A 23,486-nucleotide genomic window follows, 5' to 3' on the forward strand; every position below is an offset into this window, starting at 1 on the left:
CCCTTCAGCACTTCCCTCCGAACTCCCGTCGGCGGCGGCTGAATTCGAGCAGCACCTCGGGCGCCGCGCCGTGGCCGATCCGGGCGGACCGCCTCCCGGACGCGCGTTGACCGGCCGGAAATCACCCGCAGGTGCTCCGTCGGGTTCGCCGTACTGACTCCCCCCGAGGGGCACTTCACGGGGGAGGGGGCTGCGGCGCCGCCGGTCCGTCCGGCCGCAGCAGGGCCAGGAAGTCCTCGAACGCCGCGGGCATGTCCACCGAGTCGGGGTCCAGCAGCCACTGGTACTGGAGCCCGTCCAGCACCGCCACGAGCAGCGGCGCCGCGCGCTCCGGCGTCAGCCCGCCCGGCAGCCGCTCGCCGTACTCGGCGCGCAGTATCGCCGCCATGCTCGCCCGGACCTGGGTGTAGCGGCGGGTGAAGAACTCCCGCGCGGGATGACCCTCCGTCACGCTCTCGCCCAGCAGCGCCGAGAACGTCTGGACGATGCCGGGGCGCATCGCGTTGTACTCGACGAGGGAGGCCAGCAGCTCGATCCGCCAGACGCCGTCGCTCCGCGTGCCGCCGCCGGTGTCCCACTGGTCCCGCTCCTCCAGCACCGCGACGAGCAGCGCCTCCTTGGTCGGGAAGTAGTGCAGCAGGCCCTGCTGGCTGAGGCCGACCCGCTCGGCGACGGCGCTCAGGGAGGCGCCGCGGTAGCCGCGTTCGGCGATCACTTCGAGAGCGGCCCGGACGATCTCCGCCCGCCGCTCCGCGCTTCTGGCCCGCGCCATCTCCCCGGCCCCTTCCGGCACGCCATGGGTCCCGTCCCCCGGACCGCACCGTACGCCATCCCGAAAAATAACGGAACGATGACGAAACCTACCGATCTACCGGTTGCGGGGGCGAGTATGGAGGCGTTCAGCGCAGAAAACCCGACGAGGAGGTACGGCCGTGGCGGACACGTCCACACCCAGCAACCCCGAGGCGGTCCGCGAGGCCGCGGTCGAAGCGGCGCTCGCCGCGCTGGGACTCGACGACAAGGCCCGGCTCCTGGCCGGCCAGGACATGTGGTCCCTGCCCGCGATACCCGCCGTCGGGCTGCGCTCCCTGGTGATGTCCGACGGGCCGATCGGCGTCCGCGGCGTCTCCTGGAGCGCCGACAACCCGTCCGTCGCGCTCCCCTCGCCCACCGCGCTCGCCGCGACCTGGGACCCGGCACTGGCCCGCCGGGCCGGCCGGCTGCTCGCCCAGGAGGCCCGCCGCAAGGGGGTGCACGTGCTGCTCGCCCCGACCGTCAACCTCCACCGCTCCCCGCTCGGCGGACGCCACTTCGAGGCGTACAGCGAGGACCCGTACCTCACCGGCGAGATCGGCACCGGCTACGTGCGCGGGGTGCAGGACGGCGGCGTCGGCACGACCGTCAAGCACTTCGTCGCCAACGACGCCGAGACCGACCGCTTCACCGTCGACAACGTCGTCGCCCCGCGCGCGCTGCGCGAGGTCTACCTGGCCCCCTTCGAACGGATCGTCAGGAACGCCCACCCCTGGGGCATCATGTCCGCCTACAACCGGGTCAACGGCTCCACCATGACCGAGCACCACCACCTCCAGAACACGGTGCTGCGCGGCGAGTGGGGCTACGACGGCTTCGTCGTCTCCGACTGGCTGGCCGCCCGCTCCACCGTCGGCGCCGCCCGCGGCGGCCTCGACGTCGCGATGCCCGGCCCCAGGACGGTCTACGGGAAGGCGCTCGCCGACGCCGTACGGGCCGGGGAGGTCGAGGAGTCCGTCGTCGACGGCGCCGTGCGCAACGTGCTGCGGCTGGCCGCCCGCGTCGGCCTCCTGGACGGCGCCCCGCCCGTCGTCGACCCGGCCGCGTACCCCGGCGCCCTCGACGGCGACGCCCTGGCCCGCGAGATCGCCCGCCGCTCCTTCGTCCTGGTCCGCAACGAACGCGCCGCCCTGCCCCTGGCCGCCGGCGCCGTCCGCCGGATCGCGCTCAGCGGGGCGCTCGCCCGGGACGCCCGGGTCCTCGGCGGCGGCTCCGCCCAGGTCTTCCCGCACCACGTCGTCACCCCGCTGGACGGCCTCGCCGCGGCCCTTCCCGACGGGGTGCTCGACTACCGGGTCGGCGCCGACCCGAACGACGAACTCGTCCCCGCCCAGAAGGGCTTCGAGCTCCGGGCCGTCTGCCGCGACGCCGACGGCACCGTCATCGGCTCCGCCCCGCTGCACGACGGCACCCTCCAGTGGCTCGGCGACGACCTTCCCGCCGGCGTCACCCGCGACCGGCTGCACAGCGTCGAGATCACCGGCACCTTCGTCCCGCGCGACAGCGGCGAGCACGTCTTCGGCACCCGGGGCACCGGGGCGCTCACCCTCACCGTCGCGGACGAGACCCTGTACGACGGCGTCCACCGGGTCACCGGCTCCGCCGATCCCGGCGAGGCGTTCTTCGGCAACCCCCTGGAGCGCGGCCGGATCACCCTCGCCGCCGGCGAACCCGTCCACGTCTCGCTGCGCCAGGTCCCCGAGACCCTGGCCGAGGACGGACCGATCCTCGGCGTCTCGTTCTCCCTCTGCCACCTCGGCCCGCGCCGCGACCCCGCCGAGCTGATCGCCGAGGCCGTCGAGGCCGCCCGCGGCGCGGACGCCGCGATCGTCGTCGTCGGCACCACCGAACGCGTCGAGTCCGAGGGCTTCGACCGCACCGATCTGAGGCTCCCCGGCCACCAGGACGAACTCGTCGCCGCCGTCGCCGCCGTCAACCCCCGCACCGTCGTGGTCGTCAACTCCGGCTCCCCGGTGGAACTCCCGTGGCGCGAGGAGGTGGCCGCCGTACTGCTCGGCTGGTTCCCCGGCCAGGAAGCCGGCCACGCGCTGGCCGACGTCCTGCTGGGCGCCGAGGAACCCGGCGGCCGACTGCCCACCACCTGGCCGGTCGCGCTCGCCGACGTCCCCGTCTCCTCCACCACCCCCACCGACGGCCGGCTCCACTACGACGAGGGAGTCTTCGTCGGCTACCCGGCCTGGGAGAGGGCCGGCACCACGCCCGCCTACCCCTTCGGCCACGGACTCGGCTACACCACCTGGGAGTACGAGAGCCTGGTGGCCGGCCGGGACTCCGTCACTGTCCGCGTCCGCAACACCGGCACCCGGCCGGGCGCCGAGACCGTCCAGGTCTACCTGGCGCCCCGGCACGCCGACGCCGGCCGCCCCGCCCGCCGGCTCGCCGGCTTCGCCCGGGTCGAGGCGGCCCCCGGCGAGAGCGCCGACGCGGTGATCGCGCTGGAGCGGCGCGCGTACGAGATCTGGGACGAGGAGGCGTACGACTGGGTCCTGGTCCCCGGCGCGTACGAGGTGCAGGCGGCCCACTCGCTCGGCGACGTGCGCCGCACCGCGGTCGTCGAGATCGAGAAGTAGCGGAGAACCCCCGGGCGGCGACCGGCCGCCGCCCGGGGGTTCCGCCGTACCGGCCCGCTCAGCGCACCGAGAACCCGTACACGGTCGTCGAGACGAACTCCTCGCCCGGCCGCAGCACGGTGCTCGGGAACTCCGGCCGGTTCGGGGAGTCCGGGAAGTGCTGGGTCTCCAGCGCGACCCCGGCGCACGGGCCGAACGGCCGCCCGTCGAAGTGGTCCGCCGTGTACAGCTGGAGGCCCGGCTCCGTCGTCGTCACGGTCAGCACGCGCCCCGAACCCGCGTCGTACAGCTCGGCCGCCGGCCCCGGAGCGTCCGCGTCCAGCACGAAGTTGTGGTCGTAGGCCGGGCCGAGCGCACGAGGCGCCCGGAAGTCGAACCGGGTGCCCTCCACCGGCAGGAACCCGCCCGTGGGCAGCGACTCGGCGTCCACCGGGGTGATCCGCCCCGCCGCGATCCGCAGCTCCTGCCCCAGCGCGCTGCCGCGGCCGGCGCCCGCCAGGTTCCAGTACGTGTGGTTGGTCGGGTTCAGCACCGTCGGGGCGTCGGTCGTGGCCCGGTACGTGATCCGCAGCGCCCCGCCCTCGTCCAGGGTGTACGCCGCCGACATCGTCAGCCGCCCCGGGAAGCCCTCCTCGCCGTCCTCGGCGACCAGCAGCAGCTCGACGCCGTCGGCCACCTCCCGCGCCCGCCACACGCGCTTGTCGAAGCCCCTGGCCCCGCCGTGCACCTGGTTGCGGCCCTCGTTGGGCGTCACCCGGTGGACACACCCGTCCAGTTCGAACCGGGCCCCGCCGATCCGGTTCGCGTACCGCCCGACCAGCGCGCCGAAGTACGGCCCGGTGAACGTCTCGTACCCGGCGAGGTCCGGCAGCCCGAGCGCGACGTCCGCCCGCGCCCCGGCCCGGTCCGGCACCTCCACCGACTGCACGATGCCGCCGTACGTCAGCACCCGCACCCGCGTGCCGTCCCGTTCCAGCGTCCAGCGGTGCACCGGGGTGCCGTCCGCGAGGGTGCCGAACTCTTCCGTGCGCACAGCCGTGCCCGAACCAGTGATCATGTTCGACGACCCTACGCGGGCGGCCGGGCCGCCGTGACGTTGCGGTACGCGATCTCCGCCAGCCGCGCCTGCCCGTCCCGCCCCGGATGGAACCAGTCCCACCGGCTGAGCTGTGCCCCGGTGAACGGGTAGGCGAAGACCGCCCCGCCGTCGTAGCGGCAGCGCAGGTCCTTCGCACAGACCTCCCGGAGCACCTCGTTGTACGCCACCACCCGCTCGCGCACCGAGTCCCGGCGGGCCACCGCCGCCGCGCCCAGGTCGTCCGCGTCGCCCAGCATCGACCGGCAGATCCCCAGCTTCCAGATCTGCTTGCCCAGCGGGTTCCCGCGCCCCGTCGACCAGAGCCGCTTCAGGTCCGGCACGCTCGACACGTACACCTGGGCCTTCGGGGCCCCGGCCCGCAGCCGGCGCATCGACGTCTCGAAGAACGTGCGGAAGTCGTCCACCGGCGTCATGTGCCGCGCCGAGTCCCGGCAGGCGTCATTGGCACCGATCATCACCGTCACCAGATCGGGTTTCTCCTCCGCGGCCAGCGCCATCTGTTCCGGCAGCTGCGCGATCCGGGCCCCCGTCTCCGCGTGGTTCCAGCTCCGGGCCGCGGCCCCCGACGCCCCCAGCAGCCGCACGGCCAGACTGCGCACCGCTCCGTCCGTACCGGTCGCCCACGACACCTCCGGGCAGTCCGTCAGCACCGAACAGGCGTCGAAGCCCCGGGTGATGGAGTCGCCCACGGCGGCCACCGAACCGGGGCTGCGGTCCCAGACCGGAGCGGGTCTGGCCGACGGCTTCCGGCCGGCCGCCGCCCCCTTCGTCGTCCCGTCGTGCCCGGAGTCACAGCCGGACAGAGCGGCCGTGCCCAGCAGTGAGGCCACTGCCAGGACGACCGCCGCGGTACGCGACCGACGGCGGACGGAACGATCCTGCATCCTCGGGTCCTTTCGCTCATGCCCCCGGCACCTCTGCGCGGCACCGGTCGGAAGGCCCCGCCGCCCCGGCGGGTGAAAGCTGCGCGAATGATGTGCCCGGGACCGACCGTACGTCACACCCCGGGCGCCCCCGCGCGGTAGCTTTTCCTCGTCGAACCGGCGACGCCTCCCCGGCCCGGCTCCACTCGGGTGGCATTCCGGAAATCACACCACGTCACATACTTTCCCTTTTCAGGAGTTTCACCCCGATGCTGTTTACTGATGACGACCTCGGGAGCCGGCCGGGAAGAGGCGGCACGGGCGCGAGGCCGCTGGGGAAGGCGAACTTCGTCCCACACTGGAGGTCCCGGTGACGACACGTGGAGTTCTGTACGTTCACTCCGCACCGCGCGCGCTCTGCCCCCACGTCGAGTGGGCGGTGGCGGGTGTCCTCGGGGTGCGGGTCCAGCTGGACTGGATCAGACAACCCGCGGCCCCCGGCACCTGGCGGTCCGAATTCTCCTGGCAGGGCCGCCCCGGCACGGCGTCCGAGCTGGCCTCCGCGCTGCGCGGCTGGGACCTGTTGAGGTTCGAGGTGACGGCCGAGCCGAGCTCCGCCGCGGAGGGCGAGCGCTACAGCTCCACCCCCGGCCTGGGCATCTTCCACGCCGTCACCGGGGTGCACGGCGACATCCTGGTGCCCGAGGACCGGCTGCGGGCGGCGCTCGCGCGCTCCGCGCGGGGCGAGACGGAGCTGGCGGCCGAGGTCGCCAAACTGCTCGGCAAGCCGTGGGACGACGAGCTGGAGTCCTTCCGGCACGCGGGCGAGGGCGCGCCCGTGCGGTGGCTGCACCAGGTGGTGTGAGGGCCGCGAACGGCCCGGAACGGGTCCCGGGGGCGTGCGGAACCGGAGAAATCCCCGCCGGGCGCCCCCGAACGCTCCGGTGCAACCGAAGGCGCGACCGGGGGCAGGACGGGACACGACCGCGGACATGACCGAAGAGGCCCGCCTCCCCCGAATCGAATTCGGGGGAGGCGGGCCTCTTCGGTGACCGGGCCGGGGGCCGGGGGTCAGACGCTGCGGAACGCCAGGACCACGTTGTGGCCGCCGAAACCGAACGAGTTGTTGATCGCGGCGATCGAACCCTCGGGCAGCGGTCGCGGCTCGTCGCGCACGATGTCCGCCTCCACGGCCTCGTCGAGGTGGTCCACGTTGATCGTCGGCGGGGCCATCCGGTGGTGCAGCGCCAGGACCGTCGCGACGGTCTCGATGCCGCCGGCGCCACCGAGGAGGTGCCCGGTCATCGACTTCGTCGCGGAGATCGCGACGTGGTCGAGGTCGTCGCCCAGCACCTTGCGCAGGGCCTTCAGCTCGGCGACGTCGCCCTGCGGCGTCGAGGTGGCGTGCGCGTTGAGGTGCACGACCTCGGACGGCTTGAGGTCCGTCTGCTCCAGCAGGTTCTCCATCGCGGCGGCGATGCCGCGGCCGGTCGGCTCGGGCTGCGCGATGTGGTGCGCGTCCGCGGACAGGCCCTGGCCCAGCACCTCGCAGTACACCTTGGCGCCCCGCTTCGCGGCGTGCTCCGCGGACTCCAGGACGACGACGCCCGCACCCTCGCCGAGGACGAAGCCGTCACGGCCGGTGTCGTACGGACGGGAGGCCTTCTCGGGCTCCTCGTTGTTCTTGGACATCGCCATCATGTTGGCGAACGCGGCGATCGGCAGCGGGTGGATCGCCGCCTCCGTGCCACCGGCGAGGACCACGTCGGCGCGGCCGGTGCGGATCATCTCGACGGCGTACCCGATCGCCTCGGCGCCCGAGGCGCAGGCGGAGACCGGCGTGTGCACACCGGCCTGGGCGTTGACCTCCAGGCCGACGTTGGCCGCCGGGCCGTTGGGCATCAGCATGGGAACGGTGTGCGGGGAGACGCGGCGTACGCCCTTCTCCTTCAGCACGTCGTACTGGTCGAGCAGGGTGATCACGCCGCCGATGCCGGAGGCGATGACCGAGCCCAGCCGCTCGGGCTGGATCTTCTCGTCCTCACCGGCCTTGCCGGTGAAGCCGGCGTCCGCCCACGCCTCGCGGGCCGCGATCAGCGCGAACTGCGCCGAGCGGTCCAGCTTGCGGGCGAGCGGGCGGGGCAGTACCTCGCCCGGGTCGACGGCCGCGAGGGCGGCGATCCGGACAGGGAGTTCGGCGAAACGTTCGCCCTCGAGAGGCTTGACGCCGGAACGACCGGCCATCAGACCTTCCCAGGTCGACGCCGAGTCGCCACCCAGCGGAGTGGTTGCGCCGATACCGGTGACGACCACGGTGCGATTGGTCGAGTTCACTGGAAAATCTTCTCCACGTGTAGAGGGTCGTGAATCAGCGGCGCCACCGCTGGGTGGCGACACAGGAGCCGGGGCTGGTCAGCCCTGGTGCTTGAGGATGTAGTCGGCAGCGTCGCCGACCGTCTTGAGGCCCTTGACGTCGTCGTCGGGGATCTTCACGTCGAAGCGCTCCTCGGCGGCGACGACGACCTCGACCATGGACAGCGAGTCGACGTCCAGGTCGTCGGTGAAGGACTTGTCCAGCTGGACGTCCTCGACCGGGATCCCGGCGATCTCGTTGACGATCTCGGCGAGACCGCTGACGATCTCTTCCTGGGTGGCGGCCATGATGGCTCCTTCGGTGTGTATTTACAGGGTTTCGGACGTCCGGGCCGGAATGGCCTGGTGTGCCTAGGGGAGGGTAACGACCGTCGCGGCGTAGACGAGACCCGCCCCGAAGCCGATGACGAGCGCGGTGTCCCCGCTCTTCGCCTGACCGGTCGCCAGGAGCCGCTCCATGGCGAGCGGGATCGAGGCGGCGGAGGTGTTGCCGGTGGTCTCCACGTCGCGGGCGACGGTGACGCTCTCCGGCAGCTTCAGGGTCTTCACCATCGAGTCGATGATCCGCATGTTGGCCTGGTGCGGAATGAAGACGTCCAGGTCTTCCGGACTGACCCCGGCCGCGTCCAGCGCCTGCTGGGCGACCTTCGCCATCTCGAAGACGGCCCAGCGGAAGACCGCCTGGCCCTCCTGCGTGATCGCCGGGAACTTGATCTCGCCGTTCCGGTCGAGCGGCAGCTTCGAGGCGTCGCCGGTGTGGAAGTCGTCCCACGGCACGGTCTGCTTGATCGTCTCGGACTTGTCGCCCTCGGAGCCCCAGACGGTCGGCCCGATGGCGGGGACGTCGGAGGGACCGACGACGACCGCGCCGGCGCCGTCGCCGAAGAGGAAGGCCGTCGCGCGGTCCTCCTTGTCGGTGAGGTCGCTGAGCCGCTCCACGCCGATGACCAGGACGTACTCCGCCGAGCCCTCGACGATCATGCCCTTGGCCAGGGTCAGACCGTAGCCGAAGCCCGCGCAGCCGGCCGAGATGTCGAAGGCGGCGGGCTTGCCGGCCCCGACCCTGTGGGCGATCTCCGTCGCGATGGCCGGGGTCTGCTTGAAGTGCGAGACGGTGGAGACGATCACGGCACCGATCTGCTCGGCCCTGATCCCGGCGTCCGCGATGGCCTTGCCGGACGCCTCCACGGACATCGTGGCCACGGTCTCCTCGGCGGAGGCCCAGTGGCGGGTGGCGATGCCGGAGCGTGAGCGGATCCACTCGTCGGACGAGTCGATCGTCTCGAGGATCACCTCGTTGGGCACGACCCGGGTCGGACGGTAGCCGCCCACACCCAGGACGCGTGCGTACGGGGCGCCCTGACTGGGCTTGATCTTCGACATGCTCTTTCGGGGCTCCTTAGGCGCTCGCGTGCTCGGAGATGAGCGCGCGGGCCGCTTCGAGGTCGTCGGGGGTCTTGAGCGCGAGCGTCTTCACGCCGGGCAGCGCGCGCTTGGCGAGCCCCGTGAGCGTGCCACCGGGGCACGCCTCGATGAGAGCCGTGACGCCCAGCTCCTTGAAGGTCTCCATGCACAGGTCCCAGCGGACCGGGTTGGCCACCTGGCCGACCAGCCTGGAGATGACCTCGTCGCCGGTGGCCACGGCCTTGCCGTCGGCGTTGGAGACGTACGTCACGGTCGGGTCGGAGACGTCGAGCCCGGCGGCGGCCTCGCGCAGCCGGTCGACGGCGGGCGCCATGTGGTGCGTGTGGAACGCGCCGGCGACCTTGAGCGCGACCACGCGGCGCACGCCCTCGGGCATGTCCTCGGCCAGCGCGGCGAGCTGCTCGACGGTGCCGGCGGCGACGATCTGGCCGGAGCCGTTGACGTTCGCCGGGGTCAGTCCGAGCTTCTCCAGGTGCGCGACCGACACCTCGGGGTCGCCGCCGAGCAGCGCCGACATGCCGGTCTCGGTGACCGCGGCGGCCTCGGCCATGGCGAGCCCGCGGGTCCGCACCAGGCGCAGCGCGGCATCGTCGCCGATGACTCCGGCGAGGGCGGCTGCGGTGATCTCACCAACGCTGTGACCTGCGACGACAGCCGGGGAGGCGTCGAGCGCGGCAGCGGAGAGCAGACCGGCGGCGACCAGCAGCGGCTGCGCCACCGCGGTGTCACGGATCTCCTCCGCTTCGGCCTTGGTGCCGTAGTGGACGAGGTCGAGCCCGATGGCGTCGGACCAGGCCGCGATGCGGTCTGCGGCACCGGGGAGGTCGAGCCAGGGAGTCAGGAAGCCGGGCGTCTGAGCGCCTTGGCCGGGAGCGACGAGTACGAGCACCCTCACACTCTCTCTTGTGAACGGTCCGGAGCACCCGTGGGGACAGGGACCAAGAACCGTATGGGGAATTGTTGATGTCCGACAAAAGTCTAGGACTGTGGATCTCTGGCGGCCAAGCGTCCCAGGATCAGGGCGATCCGCAACGTGAACGCCGAGCGGACGTCGGAAGGCGACCATCCGGTGACGTCTGTCACACGTCGGAGCCGGTAGCGCACGGTGTTGGGGTGAACGAAGAGCATTCTGGCCGCGCCCTCCAGGCTGCTCGCCTGCTCCAGATACACACTCAGTGTTTCGAGGAGGGCGGAACCCGCTTCTTCCAGCGGTCTGTAGATCTCCTCCACCAACTGGTCCCGCGCGGCGGGGTCGCCCGCCATCGCGCGCTCCGGCAGCAGGTCGTCGGCCAGTACCGGTCGCGGGGCGTCCTGCCAGGCACCGCACGCCCGGAGCCCGGCCGCCGCGGCCTGCGCGGACCGGGTGGCCGCCAGCAGGTCGGGCACCACGGGCCCGGCCACGACGGGGCCCGCCGCGTACGGGCCGATCAGCGACTTGGCGACGTGCAGCGGGCTGTCGCTGCCGCCCGCGATGACCACGAGGCGGTTGCCGAGCACCCCGGTCAGCACCTGGAGCTTGGCGTGCCGGGCGGCCCGCCGGATCGCCTCCACGGTCAGTTCGCTGTCGCCGTCCGGGGCGGTGCCGAGCACCACGCAGACGTGCTCGGGGGAGTTCCAGCCGAGCGCGGCGGCGCGTGACACGGCGCCCTCGTCGGCCTCGCCGGACAGCACCGCGTTGACCACGAGCGATTCCAGCCGGGCGTCCCAGGCCCCGCGGGCCTCGGCGGCCTGCGCGTACACCTGGGCGGTGGCGAAGGCGATCTCCCGGGCGTAGACGAGCAGCGCCTCGCGCAGCACCGATTCGTCACCGGGCGCGGCGACCTCCTCGATCGCGGCCTCCATGACCTCGATCGTGGTGCGCACCATCTCGACGGTCTGCCGCAGGGTGATCGCCCGGGTCAGCTCGCGCGGAGCGGTGCCGAACACGTCGGTGGAGATGGCCTGCGGGGTCTCCGGATGCCGGAACCACTCGGTGAACGCCGCGATGCCGGCCTGGGCCACCAGGCCGATCCAGGACCGGTTCTCCGGTGGCATCGCCCGGTACCAGGGCAGCGATTCGTCCATGCGGGCGATCGCGTTGGCGGCCAGTCGGCCGGAGGACTGCTCCAGCCGTTTCAGGGTCGCGGCATGCAGATGGGCGTCGTTCGCAGCGGGCTGCTCAGGATCGGGTCGGGGCACGAGAACAAGACTGCCTTATCGGGCGACAGGCACGGAGGGCCGGGGCCGCCGCGGGTCGTACCGGCGGGTAGCGGCCGGGGGATTCCCCCGCGCTCCCGCCCGGCTACCGTGGCCCCGTGATCTCCGTACACCGCGCCGACGACCGCTTCCAGGGCGGGGACCGGGACGCCGGCATCCTGTCCCGGCACGCCTTCTCCTTCGGGACCTTCTACGACCCGGACAACCTCCGCTTCGGCCCGGTCATGGCCGTCAACGAGGAACGGCTCGCCCCCGGCGCGGGCTTCGAGGAACACCCGCACAGCCATACGGAGATCGTCACCTGGGTCGTCGAGGGCGAGCTGACCCACCGCGACTCCACCGGTCGCGCCACGGTCGTACGGCCCGGCGACCTCCAGCACCTCAGCGCCGCGTCCGGGGTGCGCCACGTCGAACGGAACGACGGGGACACCCCGCTGACGTTCGTCCAGATGTGGCTGGCACCGCTGGAGGCGGGCGGCGAACCCGCGTACACGATCGTCCCCGGCCTCGCCGACGCCGCCCCGTACGCGCTCCCGGCGGCCGGTGCGGCGCTCCGCGTGCACCGGCCGGCCACGGGGGAGCGGGTCGCGCTGCCGGCCGCGCCGCTGGTGTACGTGCACGTGGCGGCCGGTTCGGTACGGCTCGGCGACGGCGGCGAGGCGCTGGGGCCGGGCGACTCGGTACGGATCACCGGCGAGGCGGGGCCGGAACTGGTGGCGACCGGACCGGCCGAGGTGCTGGTCTGGGAACTGCCGGCCTGAGTCGCCCGGCCGGACCACCGGCCGGACTACCGGCCGCCGTCCCGGCGCCACATCGACCACATCGGCGGCCCGGCACGGAACGTCATCTCCTCGTGCACGGCGAAACCGTGCCGCCGGTAGAAGGGGAGGTTGCGGCGGTTGCTGGACTCCAGGAAGACCGGCCGCCCGTCCGCGTCCGCCCGCTCCAGCAGCCCGCTCAGCACCCGCGCCCCGCGTCCCGTGCCGCGCACGTCCGCACGGGTGCCGATGTACTCGACGTACCAGTGCTCCGGCCCGGCCGGGTGGCGGTGCTCCATGGCGAACAACCTCCCGGCGGTGCGCGGGAGCTGGGTGCGCGCCGCGCGCAGCAGCGGGCCCGTGTTGCGCAGCAGGTACGTCACCGGCAGCTTCCACTTCCCGGGCTCCGCCCACACCGCCGCGACCGTGCGCTCCGGATCGGTCCACACCCGCCCGGCCGGAACCTGCCGGGCCAGGTGCGCGGCGAACAGCAGGCGCAGCCGCCGGTCCCGGTCACGCGGCATCAGCCAGCTCCAGACGGGGTCCTCGGCGTAGGCACCGGCGAGCACGGCGGCGAGGGCGGGGACGTCGGCGGCGGTCGCGCGGACTATGTCGGCCATGGCGGGGCAGTGTAGGCCCTGCGCCCGGCCGCGGCGCCCCCGTTCCGCGGGACGAGGGCTTTCGCACCTGTCCCGGGAACCGCGGAGGGCGGGCCGAAGATCCTCAACCACGGGGAGCGGAGGGCCACTTGGCGACGTTCCCCGGGTGATCACACGGAATGTCGGGGGCAATGTGTTACGGCTGCACTTCACGGATGCGGACCTGGCGAAGATCTGGGTCGCACCGGGTCCGGACCCGCTCTGGGAGACGGTCCTGGGGGTACAACCGATGTGCCGGAACGGTCCGAGATCCTTCGGGGAATGGCGCCGCCGGGCCCGTACGGAACTGCGGCGCAGGGGCGTCGAGGGCTCGGCCCGGCTGGTGGGCGCGGCGGCACCGCCGGCGAGCTACTTCCCGGACTTCCTGACCCCGGCCGAGGGCCGTCACGGACTCTCGGCCGGTCTGGAGGCGCTGCGGGCCACCCCGCCGGACCGGCTGGGCCGGGAACTGGCGCTGACGGCGAACGTACGCCGCCTGCCCCGCTGGTTCGCCGGCCTCGCCGCGGGCGAGCGGGAGCATCTGGACGAGCTGGCCGACGCGATCCGGTGCGTGTACGAGGCCGTCATCCGGCCGGACTGGACGCGGGCCGCGGCGACGGTGGAGGCCGACCGGATGGTCCGGGCGCGGGCCCTGCGCGACGGGGGCGTCGCCGGGCTGCTGGACTCGTTGCGTCCGGCGCTGGACTGGCGGGCGCCGACGCTGCACATGCGCTACCCGGAGGACCGGGACATCCACCTCGAAGGCCGGGGACTGTGCCTGATCCCGTCCTTCTTCTGCCACGGCGGTCCGGTCGCGCTCGCCGACCCGGAGCTGCCGCAGGTGCTGGTGTACCCGATCGCGCGCACGGAGGGGCCGGACGCGGCGCCGTTCGGCGCGGACGGGCGGCTCAAACAGCTCGGCGGCCTCCTCGGGCGCACCCGGGCCCGGGTGCTGACGGCCCTCCAGGGCTCGGCGACCACCGGCGAACTGGCGCGGGTGCTGCACATCTCGACGGCCTCGGCGAGCGAGCACGTCCGCGCGCTGCGGGAGGCCGGACTCGTCCAGGGCAACCGGGTGGGCGGCTGCGTCATCCACAGCCTCACCCCGCTCGGCGAAGCCCTGCTGCACGGCGTCACCGAACAGCGGGACGCTGCCTGACCGGCGGAATTCGGTTCTGCCCGAACGCCGTCGTCGCCGAGGGCCCGGTGCCCCGATGCTGGTACGGCAGCCGGGGGGCGACGAGGGGGACGAAGCAGCGCCTTCCGACGCATGAATGGAGCAACGCACGCATGCCGTACCGCCGTTGACGACGGCGGCGCGGCACGGGGGAAGGAAGACCTGTCCATGAACACCATCACCACCACCGGCGGGAAGCGCACGGCCGCCTCGCGCCGCGGCGCCCGGTTCACCGCGCTCACGATCACCGCGCTCGCCACGGCGGGCGTCCTCGTCCCGGCCGGCACCGCCTCGGCGGCCCTCCCGCCGCCGCCGGGCGACTACCCGGTCGGCAAGAAGCTGTCGACGTACAAGTTCGAGACGCAGTCGACGTACTACTACTGCGGTCCGGCCGCCACCCGCCTCGCACTGACCCAGCGGGGCAGGACGGTCGGTCAGAAGACCCTGGCGAAGGACCTGAGGGTCGAGGAGAACGGCAAGCAGACCGACAACATCGGTCTGGTCACCAAGGTTCTCAACAAGCGCCTGTCGAGCTCCTGGTACGAGAACAAGTGGATCCGCGGCAACACGGCCACCAAGGCCCAGGTCGCGCTGCTGAAGAAGGACATCAGGTTCGACATCAACAACGGCCGCGCCATCGTGGCCAACGTCTACGGCACGGCGACCGACACCGCGGACCGGCAGCACTCCTACAACCAGGGCCACTACCTCACCGTGGTCGGCTACGCGAAGAACGGCGACCACGCGGTCATCGAGGACATCGCGATCAGCTCTTCCAAGACCCACCGCTACACGATGACCACGAAGCGGCTCGCGGACTGGATCGCGCTGCGGGGCTACTCGGCGTAGCACTGCCCGCACAGCACTGCCCGTGCGGGACGGTCCGGGAAGGGCGGTCCCGCACGGGACGGGGGAAACGGAAGGGGCCCGGGGCGACGGCGGTCGCCCCGGGCCCCTTCGCCGACGTCAGCGGGCGGAGCCCAGCTCCGCGAGCACCGCGTCCGTGAACGGCGGCCACACCTCCACCGCCCACGGGCCGAAGGCCCGGTCGGTCAGCGCGACGCAGGCCGCGCCCGCGACCGGGTCGATCCACAGGAAGGTGCCGGACTGGCCGAAGTGCCCGAAGGTCGCGGGCGACGACGAACTCCCGGTCCAGTGCGGCGACTTGGAGTCCCGGATCTCGAAGCCGAGCCCCCAGTCGTTGGGGTTCTGGTGCCCGTAGCCGGGCAGTACGCCCTTCAGCCCGGGGTGCACGACGGTCTGTGCGGCCAGCACCGTACGCGGGTCGAGCAGCTGCGGGGTCTGCACCTCCGCCGCGAACCGCACGAGATCGTCGACGGTCGAGACGCCGTCCTTGGCGGGCGAGCCGTCCACCGCGGTCGCCGTCATCCCGAGCGGTTCCAGCACGGCCTGGCGCACGTACTCCGGGAACGGGATGTCGGTGGCCTCGGCGATGTGGTCGCCGAGCACCTCGAAGCCCGCGTTGGAGTAGAGCCGCCGGGTGCCCGGCGCGGCCGTCGTCCGGTGCTCGTCGAAGGCGAGCCCGCTGGTGTGCGCGAGCAGGTGCCGCACGGTGGACCCCTCGGGCCCGGCCGGCTCGTCCAGCTCCACCGCCCCCTCCTCGTACGCCACGAGCGCCGCGTAGGCCGCGATCGGCTTGGTGACGGAGGCGAGCGGGAAGCGGTGCGCGGTCGGGCCGTGCGTACCGACGACGGTGCCGTCCGCTCGTACGACGGCAGCCGCCGCGGTGGGGACGGGCCAGTTGTCGATCATCGCCAGGCTCTGCATGCGTACGAGCGTAACGGGCGCGGACGGGCGGGCCCCGGGCGGCCGGGGGCGGATCAGGTCGCGGTGGTGGCGTCGAAGCGGGAGCGGTTGTCGGCGATCTCGTCGTGATGGGTGCCCGCCCAGTCGATCAGGGAGGTCACCGCGTCGAGCAGGGTGGCGCCCAGGCCGGTCAGCGTGTACTCCACCCGCGGGGGCACCTCGGGGTAGGAGGTCCTGATGACGAGGCCGTCGCGGCGCAGCTGGCGCAGGGTGTGCGTCAGCATGCGCTGGGAGACGCCCGGGACGGCGTGCTGGAGGTCGGTGTAGCGCAGCGGTCCGTCCTGGAGGGCGCTGATCACGAACACCGCCCACTTGTCGCCGGCCCGCTCGACGATCTGCCGGATGACCTCGCCCTTCTCGGCCGGCCAGCGGGAGCAGGGGCCCGGCGGTACGGGGCGGGGGTCGGCTTCCATGGCGTACGGCCTTCCTCTTCCGCACACGCGTGTGCCTTTTGTGACGGATTCCGTGCTGTTCCATCATGACGCCGGGCGACGGGCGCGGAAAACCGGCCCGGGGCGCGGGGCCGGACGCACGGCCCGTTCCCCGCCCGCGCCATCCCTCTCACCGGCCATTTCAGGAGAACGACGATGTTGATGCATGCCGCGACCGTGTCCCGCTTCGGCGGTCCCGAGGCGGTCGAGATCACGGAGGTCCCGGTTCCCGTCCCGGGGCCCGGCCAGGTGCGGATCAAGGTGGCGGCGGCAGCGCTGAACCCGGTGGACGCGGCCATGCGCTCCGGCGTCTTCGGCGGTGAGGGCGAGCGGATCGGCCTGGGCTGGGACGTCGCCGGAACGATCGACGCCGTGGGCCCCGGGGCGGGGGCGAGGCCCGGCGACCGGGTCATCGGCATGTCCACCGGCCACCGCACCCCGCTCGGCACGCACGCCGAGTACGTGGTGCTCGACACGGAGGCCGTCGCCCCGGCGCCCGCGAGCCTCGACGACGCGCACGCCGCGACGCTCCCCCTCAGCACGCTCTCCGCCGACCAGTCACTGGCCCTCCTGGCGCTGCGCCCCGGGCAGAGTCTGCTGATCACCGGGGCGGCCGGGGCGGTCGGGGCCCACGCGGTGGAACTCGCGCACCTGCGGGGGCTGGTCGTCACCGCGCTCGCCTCGCCGGCCGACGAGGAGTTCCTCCGGTCCAGGGGCGCCGACCACTTCCTGCCCCGGGGGGAGAAGCCCGCGCCCGGCGGCTGGGACGGGGTGCTCGACGCCGCGCAGCTGGGGGACGAGGCGTCGGCCGCGGTCCGCGACGGCGGCGCCCACGTCGGCCTGTGGCCCGGCCGGGAACCGGCGCCCGGACGCGGCATCCGGGTCGGGGCCCTGGACGTACGGGCCGACGCCGAACGGCTCGCCGCGCTGTCCCGCCTCGCCGACCGGGGCGAGGTGCTGGCCCGCGTCGCCGCGACCTACCCGCTCGCCCAGGCGGCCGCGGCCCACGCGCGCCTGGCCGAAGGCGGTCTGCGCGGGCGGATCGTCCTCGTCCCCTGAGGCCCGGGAGCTCCGCGTCCGGCCCGCCCACCGCCGCGCGCGGGCCCGCCCGGTTGCGGAACGGGAGCGACCGGCTGCCTTTCGCACTTGCTTCGAGTGCACTCCAAGGTTCTAGCGTGGAGGGCATGACGGTGATGGAGAGCACTTCCACGAGGACGGACGCATGCGCATCGGCCCCCAGGACGCACCCGCGCCCCGACGGCCAGGACCGCTACACCATCAGCGAGGTCGCCGCCTTCACCGGGCTCACCGCGCACACCCTGCGCTGGTACGAGCGGATCGGGCTGATGCCGCACGTCGACCGGTCCCACACCGGCCAGCGCCGCTTCACCAACCGTGACCTGGACTGGCTGACCTTCGTCGGCAAGCTGCGGCTGACCGGGATGCCGGTCGCCGACATGGTCCGGTACGCGGAACTGCTGCGCGAGGGCGAGCACACCTTCGAGCAACGGCAGGAGCTGCTGGAGGCGACCCGCCGCGACGTGAGGACGCGGATCGCGGAGCTCCAGGACACCCTCGCCGTACTCGACTACAAGATCGACTTCTATGCGAGCGCCCGGAGGGCGCCGGAAAGGCCCTGCGTCTGATGACTGAGGACAAGATCACCACGGTGGAGCTCGGCAGGGGCGGCCCGCAGGTCGGCGTGCAGGGGCTCGGCTGCATGGGCATGAGCGAGTTCTACGGTGCCACGGACGAGCAGGCCGCCCGCGAGACGCTGGAGACGGCGCTGGCGGCGGGCGTCACCCTCTTCGACACCGCCGACGTCTACGGCAGCGGCGCCAACGAGACCTTCCTCGCCCCGTTCGTCGGGGCGCACCGGGACGAGATCACCCTCGCCACGAAGTTCGCCATCGAGCGGAAGGACGACGACCCGCACTACCGGGGCGTGCGCAACGACCCCGCGTACATCCGCCGGGCCGTCGAGGACAGCCTGCGTCGGCTGGACACCGACGTCATCGACCTCTACTACATGCACCGCCGCGACCCGGCCGTCCCGCTGGCCGAGTCCGTCGGGGCGATGGCCGAGCTGGTGCGGCAGGGCAAGGTCAAGCAGCTCGGGCTGAGCGAGGTCACCGGGGCGGAGCTGCGCGAGGCGCACGCCGTGCACCCGATCGCCGCGATCCAGTCCGAGTGGTCGCTCTTCAGCCGGGACGCCGAGATCAGCGCCGTGCCCGCGGCGGCCGAGCTCGGGGTGACCTTCGTGCCGTACTCGCCGCTCGGCCGGGGCTTCCTCACCGGGGCGTTCACGGACGCGGCCAAGGAACTGTCGGCCGGGGACTTCCGTGCGTACCAGCCGCGCTTCACCGGCGACAACGCGAAGCGGAACGCCGCCCTGCTGGAACCCGTCCACAAGATCGCGGCGGCGCACGGCGCGTCGGCCGCGCAGGTGGCGCTCGCCTGGGTGCAGCAACGGGCCCGGGTGCACGGCCTGGCCGTGGTGCCGATCCCGGGCACCCGCAGGAGCAGCCGGCTGCTGGAGAACGTGGCGGCGACCCGGCTCACGCTGACGGACGAGGAACTGGCGCTGCTGGAGCCGATCGCGGACCGGGTGGAGGGGGACCGCTACCCGGACATGAGCTCGACGGCCGCCGCGCGCGAGTAGCCGGCCCCGTGGCGTCCGGTGCGGGCGGTGGGCCGCCGGGGCTCACCGCGCCCTCTCCTCGGTGATCGCGGCGAAGGCGCGGAGGGAGTCCGTGCCCGGGGCGAAGTAACCGGTGTGCCCGCGGGCGTCGTCGGCCGGGACGTGACGCGCGCCGAACTCCGGGGAGGCCGGGTCGGGGCCGTGGCCGACCCCCACCACCTCGACGTTCGGCACGTCGTCGATCCAGTCCGTGGCGTCCTTCGCGGCCCAGACCCGGGCGTCGGTGTGCAGACCGGCGACATCGTCCGCACGCATTCCGGGCGAGCCGAGCACGACCAGGTCCCTGGCGCGCAGCCGGGAGGCGGCGAGCCCGCACACGACGGAGCCGTAGCTGTGGCAGAACACGGCGGGCTCGGGCACCCCGTCGGCCGCGAGGCCGTCCGCGAACCGGGTCAGCCGGTCGGCCCCCGCCTCGGCGAGCGAGCCCGTCGCGGCGTCGATGCCGACGCCCACCGGGGTGGTGTACCCGGCCCAGGCGACGACGGCGCTGCCGGGACCGGTCCGGGCGTGCAGCGACTTCGCCATGCCTGCCGGGGTGCCGTACACGTCGTTCGTACGGTCGAAGGTCCCGGCGTCGATGTCCGAGCCCGGCACCACGACCGCGACGTGACGCGCGGTGCCCAGGTCCCCGAAGACCTCGGCGACCTGGCCGCGGCCGCGCGGGTCGAAGGCCAGGATCTGCCGGCCCGGCGCGGCGAGCCGCGCGTACCGGGGGTCGTGGTCGGCGCGCAGGGAAAGGGCGTTGGCCCGGTAGCGCAGCCGCACCGGGACCCCGTCCAGATTGCCCACGACGAGCGGATGCCGCGTCACCAGGGTCTGCTGCTGATCCGCGGTCAGCCGCCGGAAGAAACCGCTCACTTCGGCGGGGGTGGCCCGTTCCGGGTCGGGCAGCCGGAGGCCCGGCAACCGGTCCGCGCGCCAGGCGGCGGTACCGGGCGGCGGCCCGGTCACGGCCTGCTGCGTGTTCCCGGTCGCCCAGCCGGCCGTACCCGTCACCGTGGTGATCGCCAGCGCGATCGATATCAGGGACCTCGCGTAACGGCGCATCCCGTTCTCCCCCTCCGGCCGACCCGGACTCCCGCACACCGAACTGGTGCGACGGAGAGAAAACTAGGAGGTCGGCGGGGCCGGAGGCGTCACACCGGGGAGCCAAGTGCGAAGTGCTACCTGGGTGTTACGAGACCGGCCCGGAGGACACCGGACCGAGACGAACCAGCAGGCGTCCGGGAGCCGTGCCCCAGCCGAACCGGACCGGCACGATCCGGACGAAAGGTCCTGAGCCCGGCCGGGACCGGACCCGTACGAACCGGGCGAAAGGACCCGCGTTCCGCCCGGACCGGAAAGCCCGCGCGATCCGGACGAAGGCCCTACGCCTCGCCCGGCACCACCACTCCCGACTCGTACGCGAAGATCACCGCCTGGGCCCGGTCCCGCAGGTCCAGCTTGGCCAGCACCCGTCCGATGTGCGTCTTCACGGTCTGCTCGGCCAGCACCAGCTTCCCCGCGATCTCCTGGTTGGACAGGCCCCGCGCGATCAGCTCCAGCACCTCCGTCTCGCGCGGGGTCAGCCCGTTCAGCCGCAGCGCGTGCCCGCTCCGGGTGACGCCGGTGGGCCCCTGCCGGGCGAAGTCGGCGATCAGCCGACGGGTCACGGACGGGGCGAGCAGCGCCTCGCCCGCCGCGACCACCCGCACCGCCGAGATCAGGTCCGCGGGCGGCGCGTCCTTCAGCAGGAAGCCGGACGCCCCGGCGCGCAGCGCCTCGTACACGTAGTCGTCCACGTCGAAGGTGGTCAGCATCAGGACCTTCGGCCGGTGCGCCACCCCCGTCGGCGGGTTCAGCAGCTCGCGGGCCGCCGCCAGGCCGTCCATCTCGGGCATCCGGACGTCCATCAGGACCACGTCCGGCAGGGCGGCCCGGCTGACCTCGATGCCCCGGCGTCCGTCCGGCGCCTCACCGACCACGTCGATGTCGCTCTGCGCCGAGAGCAGCGCCGCGAACCCCGCCCGCACCATGGCCTGGTCGTCGACGATGATCACGCGGATGGTCAAGAGTCCTCCGGGGCCTTGGACGTCGCAGGGGTCAGGGGCAGCCGTGCGGCCACCCGGAAGCCGCCGCCGGGCAGTGGTCCGGTGTCCAGCGTGCCGCCCGTCAACCGTACGCGTTCCCGCATGCCGACCAGACCGTGCCCCGTCCCGGTCGTCTCCAGCGGCGAGACGGGCCGCACCGCCCGGTCGTTGACCACCAGGACGGTCAGATGCGCGCCGTCGGACGCGACCGACACCCGGGTCAGCGCACCGGGCGCGTGCCGGACCACGTTGGCCAGTGCCTCCTGCACGATCCGGTACGCCGACACGTCCACCGCCTGCGGTACGTCCGGCAGCCGGGCGGGCACCGACAGTTCGGCCGGCAGCCCGGCCCGTACCGTCGCCTCCACCAGCTGCTGGAGGCGGTCGAGCCCCGGCTGCGGCGCCCGCTCGCCCTCCGTGCCGTCGTTGCGCAGCACCGTCAGCAGCCGCCGCATCTCCGTGAGCGACTCCCGCGCGCTCGCCGCGATCGCCTCGAACTCCTCGCGCGCCTCCTCGGGCAGTCCGTCGATCCGGTAGGGCGCGGAGTCGGCCTGGACCGTGATCACGGACATGTGGTGCGCGACCACGTCGTGCAGCTCGCGGGCGATCCTGGCGCGCTCCTCCAGCAGCGTGCGCTGCGCCCGCTCGGCCTCGCTGATGGTCTCCTGCTCGGCCAGCCGGCGCTGGGCGTCGCCCCGTTCCCGGATCACCGCGCCGATCACCATGAGCAGCGCGCCGACCGCCGGGAGCAGCGCCGAGGTGCCGTTGCTGCGGTCCGTGGCGGCCAGGTGCAGCACCAGGCTCGCCGAGGCGGTCAGCGCCCAGACGGAGATCGCGGTCCGCCGGGTCTCGCGCAGGGCCACCGCCAGCATCACGAAGAAGTAGGAGATCAGCGTGGGCGGGGGCCACGGCCAGATGCCCTGCAGCGGGTCCGGGTACCCGAGCAGCACCAGCGCGCCCAGGACGTCGGCGGGGAAGATGATCCACCACGCCTGCAACGGGCGGTGCGCCAGCATCAGCAGCGGCGCCGCCTGGGCGACGGCCAGCAGGCCCGCCACCGCTTCGTCCACCCCGTACTCGTTGGTCAGCATGTTGAGCGTGACCGGGAGGAAGAGCGCCGTGAGGGCGACGACGACCACGTACGGCAGCAGCCTCCGCCACCGCTTGGACGCGTTCGCGAGCGGGGGGACCGGGGGGTGGGAGGGGTGGCGCAGGCCGTGGGCGATCTCGCGCAGATTGCGCCGGGCGGCACTCACCAGACCGTCGGCGGCGGGCTGCGGGCGCGGCGACACCTCGGCCGGGGTGCGGGAAGGGGAAGTGGTCATGGCCGCAGCAGCCTAGGCAGCGGACCGGCCCGGTGGCGTCATACCCGGGTTCCGGTTCGCCGCCGGGCTTCTCGTACGGGGGTACTACCGGCCGGACCGGAAGGCCCGCGAGGCCCGGGAGGACCCGGCAAAAGGCCCGCGCCGTCCGGGGGCCGCGGCCTTTCGGCGCCGGACGTCCTGGCCGTCCTACAGCTCGGCGAGCAGCTGGGCCTTCTTGGCGCTGAACTCGTCGTCCGTCACCAGACCGGCCCGGTGCAGCTCCCCGAGGTGCCGGATGCGGTCCGCGATGTCCGAGGGGTCGCGCCGTCCCGCGCCTGCCAGGACGGTGACCGGGGCGGCGGCCGAATGGTTTCTGCGCACGGATTCCAGCACGGCCGCGGCGAACGGCAGCGACTCGTGCACCGGGCCGTAGCCGAGGCCGAAGACCACCGCGGCCGGGTCCTGGTCCGCCCGCATGGGGCGGGGCGACATCGACTGCGGGCCCCGCAGCCCCGCACCCGTGCCGTCCGGGCCCGGCTGCGCACCCATGCCGACCGGGCCGGGTTCCATGCCCGGGCCGGCACCGGCGCAGCCGTCCGGCGCCAGGCTCTCCGAGCCCCTCGGGACCAGGCGCAGATAGCCCTCCGCACCCTCCGGCGAGCGCCACTCGACACCGCTCAGCTCCGTCACCCCGAACGTCTGGTCGCCGGCCTTCCACTTCGCCGTGGAGGCCCCCGTCCAGAACCAGCGGAAGGAGACCCGCTGCCCGTCGAAGCCGGCCCGTCCGTCGTACGCCTTGAACTGCATCGGCGCCTCGGGGGCCGCGACCAGGAACCGCTCGGCGGGCTCCGCCGCGTCCACGTCGAGCACGGATCGCAGCGCGTCCGCGTAGTACTCCGCCAGTGTCTCGCGCTCGGCGGGCAGCACCAGCCGGTACGGATCGCAGCTGTCCTTCAGCTGCCCGGCGGCGGCCTCCATCAGCGGATCGGCACCGGGTCTCGGCACGGCGCGCAGGACCACCGTGCCCCGCTTGCCGGGGGTCAGCGTCACCGATGACAGCGCCGCGTGCGGAACGCGACGCTCACGCAGGCTCTGGAAGAGCTTCGGTGTGCGGATCCCCCGTTCGAAGCGGATGAGCACGGAGTCGGCGTCGAACTCCCAGGTGGCCTGAATTCCGGCCAGCACATCACCCATGTGCCTCATCGTATGCGGCACTTGCTC

At 73.3% G+C, this 23,486-nt stretch carries 23 protein-coding genes; 8 read left to right on the forward strand and 15 right to left on the reverse strand.

What is annotated here, in order from left to right; all coding sequences use genetic code 11:
- Positions 1 to 175: 175 nt before the first annotated feature.
- Positions 176 to 772 (reverse strand): TetR/AcrR family transcriptional regulator, encoded by a 597-nt coding sequence (locus ACFYW1_RS09320; RefSeq protein ID WP_388989476.1) that lies wholly within the window; start codon positions 770 to 772, stop codon positions 176 to 178.
- Positions 773 to 932: 160 nt separating this feature from the next.
- On the opposite strand from ACFYW1_RS09320, the gene ACFYW1_RS09325 reads away from it, so the two are divergent.
- On the forward strand, positions 933 to 3,404 hold the full coding sequence (locus tag ACFYW1_RS09325; protein ID WP_388989479.1) for a glycoside hydrolase family 3 protein: 2,472 nt from the start codon (positions 933 to 935) through the stop codon (positions 3,402 to 3,404).
- Positions 3,405 to 3,462: 58 nt separating this feature from the next.
- On the opposite strand, the gene ACFYW1_RS09330 is transcribed toward ACFYW1_RS09325, so the two are convergent.
- Together ACFYW1_RS09330 and ACFYW1_RS09335 are read right to left on the reverse strand one after the other, a co-directional pair.
- On the reverse strand, positions 3,463 to 4,461 hold the full coding sequence (locus tag ACFYW1_RS09330) for an aldose epimerase family protein (RefSeq protein ID WP_388989482.1): 999 nt from the start codon (positions 4,459 to 4,461) through the stop codon (positions 3,463 to 3,465).
- An 11-nt stretch (positions 4,462 to 4,472) separates the two neighbouring features.
- Positions 4,473 to 5,387: an SGNH/GDSL hydrolase family protein gene (locus tag ACFYW1_RS09335; protein WP_388989485.1), complete on the reverse strand. Its 915-nt coding sequence runs from the start codon at positions 5,385 to 5,387 to the stop codon at positions 4,473 to 4,475.
- Between the two features lie 349 nt (positions 5,388 to 5,736).
- Between ACFYW1_RS09335 and ACFYW1_RS09340 the strand changes: the two genes are divergently transcribed.
- Complete coding sequence (locus ACFYW1_RS09340; protein WP_388989488.1) at positions 5,737 to 6,231, forward strand: DUF3145 domain-containing protein; 495 nt, start codon at positions 5,737 to 5,739, stop codon at positions 6,229 to 6,231.
- Positions 6,232 to 6,437: 206 nt separating this feature from the next.
- Here the strand turns inward: ACFYW1_RS09340 and fabF are convergent, their stop codons facing one another.
- The 5 genes from fabF to ACFYW1_RS09365 all read right to left on the reverse strand — a co-directional run bounded on the left by fabF (position 6,438) and on the right by ACFYW1_RS09365 (position 11,342).
- Positions 6,438 to 7,700, reverse strand: a complete 1,263-nt coding sequence (gene fabF / locus ACFYW1_RS09345; RefSeq protein ID WP_388989491.1) for a beta-ketoacyl-ACP synthase II — start codon at positions 7,698 to 7,700, stop codon at positions 6,438 to 6,440.
- A gap of 78 nt (positions 7,701 to 7,778) precedes the next feature.
- Positions 7,779 to 8,027, reverse strand: a complete 249-nt coding sequence (locus ACFYW1_RS09350) for an acyl carrier protein (protein WP_124717844.1) — start codon at positions 8,025 to 8,027, stop codon at positions 7,779 to 7,781.
- Positions 8,028 to 8,090: 63 nt separating this feature from the next.
- On the reverse strand, positions 8,091 to 9,122 hold the full coding sequence (locus tag ACFYW1_RS09355; protein ID WP_388989494.1) for a ketoacyl-ACP synthase III: 1,032 nt from the start codon (positions 9,120 to 9,122) through the stop codon (positions 8,091 to 8,093).
- Positions 9,123 to 9,138: 16 nt separating this feature from the next.
- Entirely contained in the window at positions 9,139 to 10,053 is a 915-nt protein-coding gene (locus ACFYW1_RS09360) for an ACP S-malonyltransferase (RefSeq protein ID WP_384220312.1), read from the reverse strand.
- A gap of 89 nt (positions 10,054 to 10,142) precedes the next feature.
- Positions 10,143 to 11,342 (reverse strand): CdaR family transcriptional regulator, encoded by a 1,200-nt coding sequence (locus tag ACFYW1_RS09365; RefSeq protein ID WP_148834933.1) that lies wholly within the window; start codon positions 11,340 to 11,342, stop codon positions 10,143 to 10,145.
- Between the two features lie 116 nt (positions 11,343 to 11,458).
- On the opposite strand from ACFYW1_RS09365, the gene ACFYW1_RS09370 reads away from it, so the two are divergent.
- Positions 11,459 to 12,121 (forward strand): pirin family protein, encoded by a 663-nt coding sequence (locus ACFYW1_RS09370; protein ID WP_388989499.1) that lies wholly within the window; start codon positions 11,459 to 11,461, stop codon positions 12,119 to 12,121.
- Positions 12,122 to 12,147: 26 nt separating this feature from the next.
- Here the strand turns inward: ACFYW1_RS09370 and ACFYW1_RS09375 are convergent, their stop codons facing one another.
- Positions 12,148 to 12,738 carry a GNAT family N-acetyltransferase gene (locus ACFYW1_RS09375; RefSeq protein ID WP_388989502.1) on the reverse strand — a complete coding sequence of 197 codons (591 nt, stop codon included), beginning with the start codon at positions 12,736 to 12,738 and terminating at the stop codon, positions 12,148 to 12,150.
- Positions 12,739 to 12,883: 145 nt separating this feature from the next.
- On the opposite strand from ACFYW1_RS09375, the gene ACFYW1_RS09380 reads away from it, so the two are divergent.
- Together ACFYW1_RS09380 and ACFYW1_RS09385 are read left to right on the forward strand one after the other, a co-directional pair.
- Positions 12,884 to 13,915 carry an ArsR/SmtB family transcription factor gene (locus ACFYW1_RS09380; protein ID WP_388989505.1) on the forward strand — a complete coding sequence of 344 codons (1,032 nt, stop codon included), beginning with the start codon at positions 12,884 to 12,886 and terminating at the stop codon, positions 13,913 to 13,915.
- 186 nt (positions 13,916 to 14,101) lie between these two features.
- Complete coding sequence (locus ACFYW1_RS09385; RefSeq protein WP_388989508.1) at positions 14,102 to 14,782, forward strand: C39 family peptidase; 681 nt, start codon at positions 14,102 to 14,104, stop codon at positions 14,780 to 14,782.
- Between the two features lie 117 nt (positions 14,783 to 14,899).
- On the opposite strand, the gene ACFYW1_RS09390 is transcribed toward ACFYW1_RS09385, so the two are convergent.
- Both ACFYW1_RS09390 and ACFYW1_RS09395 read right to left on the reverse strand, forming a co-directional pair.
- Positions 14,900 to 15,721: a serine hydrolase domain-containing protein gene (locus tag ACFYW1_RS09390; RefSeq protein WP_388989511.1), complete on the reverse strand. Its 822-nt coding sequence runs from the start codon at positions 15,719 to 15,721 to the stop codon at positions 14,900 to 14,902.
- Positions 15,722 to 15,774: 53 nt separating this feature from the next.
- Complete coding sequence (locus ACFYW1_RS09395; protein ID WP_388989514.1) at positions 15,775 to 16,173, reverse strand: winged helix-turn-helix transcriptional regulator; 399 nt, start codon at positions 16,171 to 16,173, stop codon at positions 15,775 to 15,777.
- A gap of 180 nt (positions 16,174 to 16,353) precedes the next feature.
- Here ACFYW1_RS09395 and ACFYW1_RS09400 point away from each other — a divergent pair, with 180 nt between their 5' ends.
- The 3 genes from ACFYW1_RS09400 to ACFYW1_RS09410 all read left to right on the forward strand — a co-directional run bounded on the left by ACFYW1_RS09400 (position 16,354) and on the right by ACFYW1_RS09410 (position 18,853).
- Positions 16,354 to 17,250 (forward strand): NADP-dependent oxidoreductase, encoded by an 897-nt coding sequence (locus tag ACFYW1_RS09400; RefSeq protein ID WP_388990154.1) that lies wholly within the window; start codon positions 16,354 to 16,356, stop codon positions 17,248 to 17,250.
- 125 nt (positions 17,251 to 17,375) lie between these two features.
- Entirely contained in the window at positions 17,376 to 17,837 is a 462-nt protein-coding gene (locus ACFYW1_RS09405) for a MerR family transcriptional regulator (protein ID WP_388989517.1), read from the forward strand.
- Positions 17,837 to 18,853 (forward strand): aldo/keto reductase, encoded by a 1,017-nt coding sequence (locus ACFYW1_RS09410; RefSeq protein WP_388989520.1) that lies wholly within the window; start codon positions 17,837 to 17,839, stop codon positions 18,851 to 18,853. Before ACFYW1_RS09405 ends, ACFYW1_RS09410 begins: the two co-directional genes overlap by 1 nt.
- 42 nt (positions 18,854 to 18,895) lie before the next feature.
- On the opposite strand, the gene ACFYW1_RS09415 is transcribed toward ACFYW1_RS09410, so the two are convergent.
- From ACFYW1_RS09415 to ACFYW1_RS09430, 4 genes are all read right to left on the reverse strand, one after another.
- Positions 18,896 to 19,939 carry an alpha/beta hydrolase gene (locus tag ACFYW1_RS09415; RefSeq protein ID WP_388989523.1) on the reverse strand — a complete coding sequence of 348 codons (1,044 nt, stop codon included), beginning with the start codon at positions 19,937 to 19,939 and terminating at the stop codon, positions 18,896 to 18,898.
- A 320-nt stretch (positions 19,940 to 20,259) separates the two neighbouring features.
- Entirely contained in the window at positions 20,260 to 20,943 is a 684-nt protein-coding gene (locus tag ACFYW1_RS09420) for a response regulator (RefSeq protein ID WP_388989526.1), read from the reverse strand.
- Positions 20,940 to 22,286: a sensor histidine kinase gene (locus ACFYW1_RS09425; RefSeq protein ID WP_388989529.1), complete on the reverse strand. Its 1,347-nt coding sequence runs from the start codon at positions 22,284 to 22,286 to the stop codon at positions 20,940 to 20,942. Before ACFYW1_RS09425 ends, ACFYW1_RS09420 begins: the two co-directional genes overlap by 4 nt.
- A gap of 186 nt (positions 22,287 to 22,472) precedes the next feature.
- Positions 22,473 to 23,459 carry a DUF4429 domain-containing protein gene (locus tag ACFYW1_RS09430; RefSeq protein WP_388989532.1) on the reverse strand — a complete coding sequence of 329 codons (987 nt, stop codon included), beginning with the start codon at positions 23,457 to 23,459 and terminating at the stop codon, positions 22,473 to 22,475.
- Between the last annotated feature and the right edge of the window lie 27 nt (positions 23,460 to 23,486).

The organism is Streptomyces sp. NPDC002669 (assembly GCF_042889165.1).
Classification (GTDB): Bacteria; Actinomycetota; Actinomycetes; order Streptomycetales; family Streptomycetaceae; genus Streptomyces.

Bases quoted from the DNA above. Each gene is read 5' to 3' on its own strand.
- ACFYW1_RS09320 (WP_388989476.1), bottom strand. From the start codon at position 772: ATGGCGCGGGCCAGAAGCGCGGAGCGGCGGGCGGAGATCGTCCGGGCC.
- ACFYW1_RS09330 (WP_388989482.1), bottom strand. From the start codon at position 4,461: ATGATCACTGGTTCGGGCACGGCTGTGCGCACGGAAGAGTTCGGCACC.
- ACFYW1_RS09335 (WP_388989485.1), bottom strand. From the start codon at position 5,387: ATGCAGGATCGTTCCGTCCGCCGTCGGTCGCGTACCGCGGCGGTCGTC.
- ACFYW1_RS09350 (WP_124717844.1), bottom strand. From the start codon at position 8,027: ATGGCCGCCACCCAGGAAGAGATCGTCAGCGGTCTCGCCGAGATCGTC.
- ACFYW1_RS09355 (WP_388989494.1), bottom strand. From the start codon at position 9,122: ATGTCGAAGATCAAGCCCAGTCAGGGCGCCCCGTACGCACGCGTCCTG.
- ACFYW1_RS09375 (WP_388989502.1), bottom strand. From the start codon at position 12,738: ATGGCCGACATAGTCCGCGCGACCGCCGCCGACGTCCCCGCCCTCGCC.
- ACFYW1_RS09385 (WP_388989508.1), top strand. From the start codon at position 14,102: ATGAACACCATCACCACCACCGGCGGGAAGCGCACGGCCGCCTCGCGC.
- ACFYW1_RS09390 (WP_388989511.1), bottom strand. From the start codon at position 15,721: ATGCAGAGCCTGGCGATGATCGACAACTGGCCCGTCCCCACCGCGGCG.
- ACFYW1_RS09395 (WP_388989514.1), bottom strand. From the start codon at position 16,173: ATGGAAGCCGACCCCCGCCCCGTACCGCCGGGCCCCTGCTCCCGCTGG.
- ACFYW1_RS09400 (WP_388990154.1), top strand. From the start codon at position 16,354: ATGCATGCCGCGACCGTGTCCCGCTTCGGCGGTCCCGAGGCGGTCGAG.
- ACFYW1_RS09405 (WP_388989517.1), top strand. From the start codon at position 17,376: ATGACGGTGATGGAGAGCACTTCCACGAGGACGGACGCATGCGCATCG.
- ACFYW1_RS09410 (WP_388989520.1), top strand. From the start codon at position 17,837: ATGACTGAGGACAAGATCACCACGGTGGAGCTCGGCAGGGGCGGCCCG.
- ACFYW1_RS09415 (WP_388989523.1), bottom strand. From the start codon at position 19,939: ATGCGCCGTTACGCGAGGTCCCTGATATCGATCGCGCTGGCGATCACC.
- ACFYW1_RS09425 (WP_388989529.1), bottom strand. From the start codon at position 22,286: ATGACCACTTCCCCTTCCCGCACCCCGGCCGAGGTGTCGCCGCGCCCG.
- ACFYW1_RS09430 (WP_388989532.1), bottom strand. From the start codon at position 23,459: ATGGGTGATGTGCTGGCCGGAATTCAGGCCACCTGGGAGTTCGACGCC.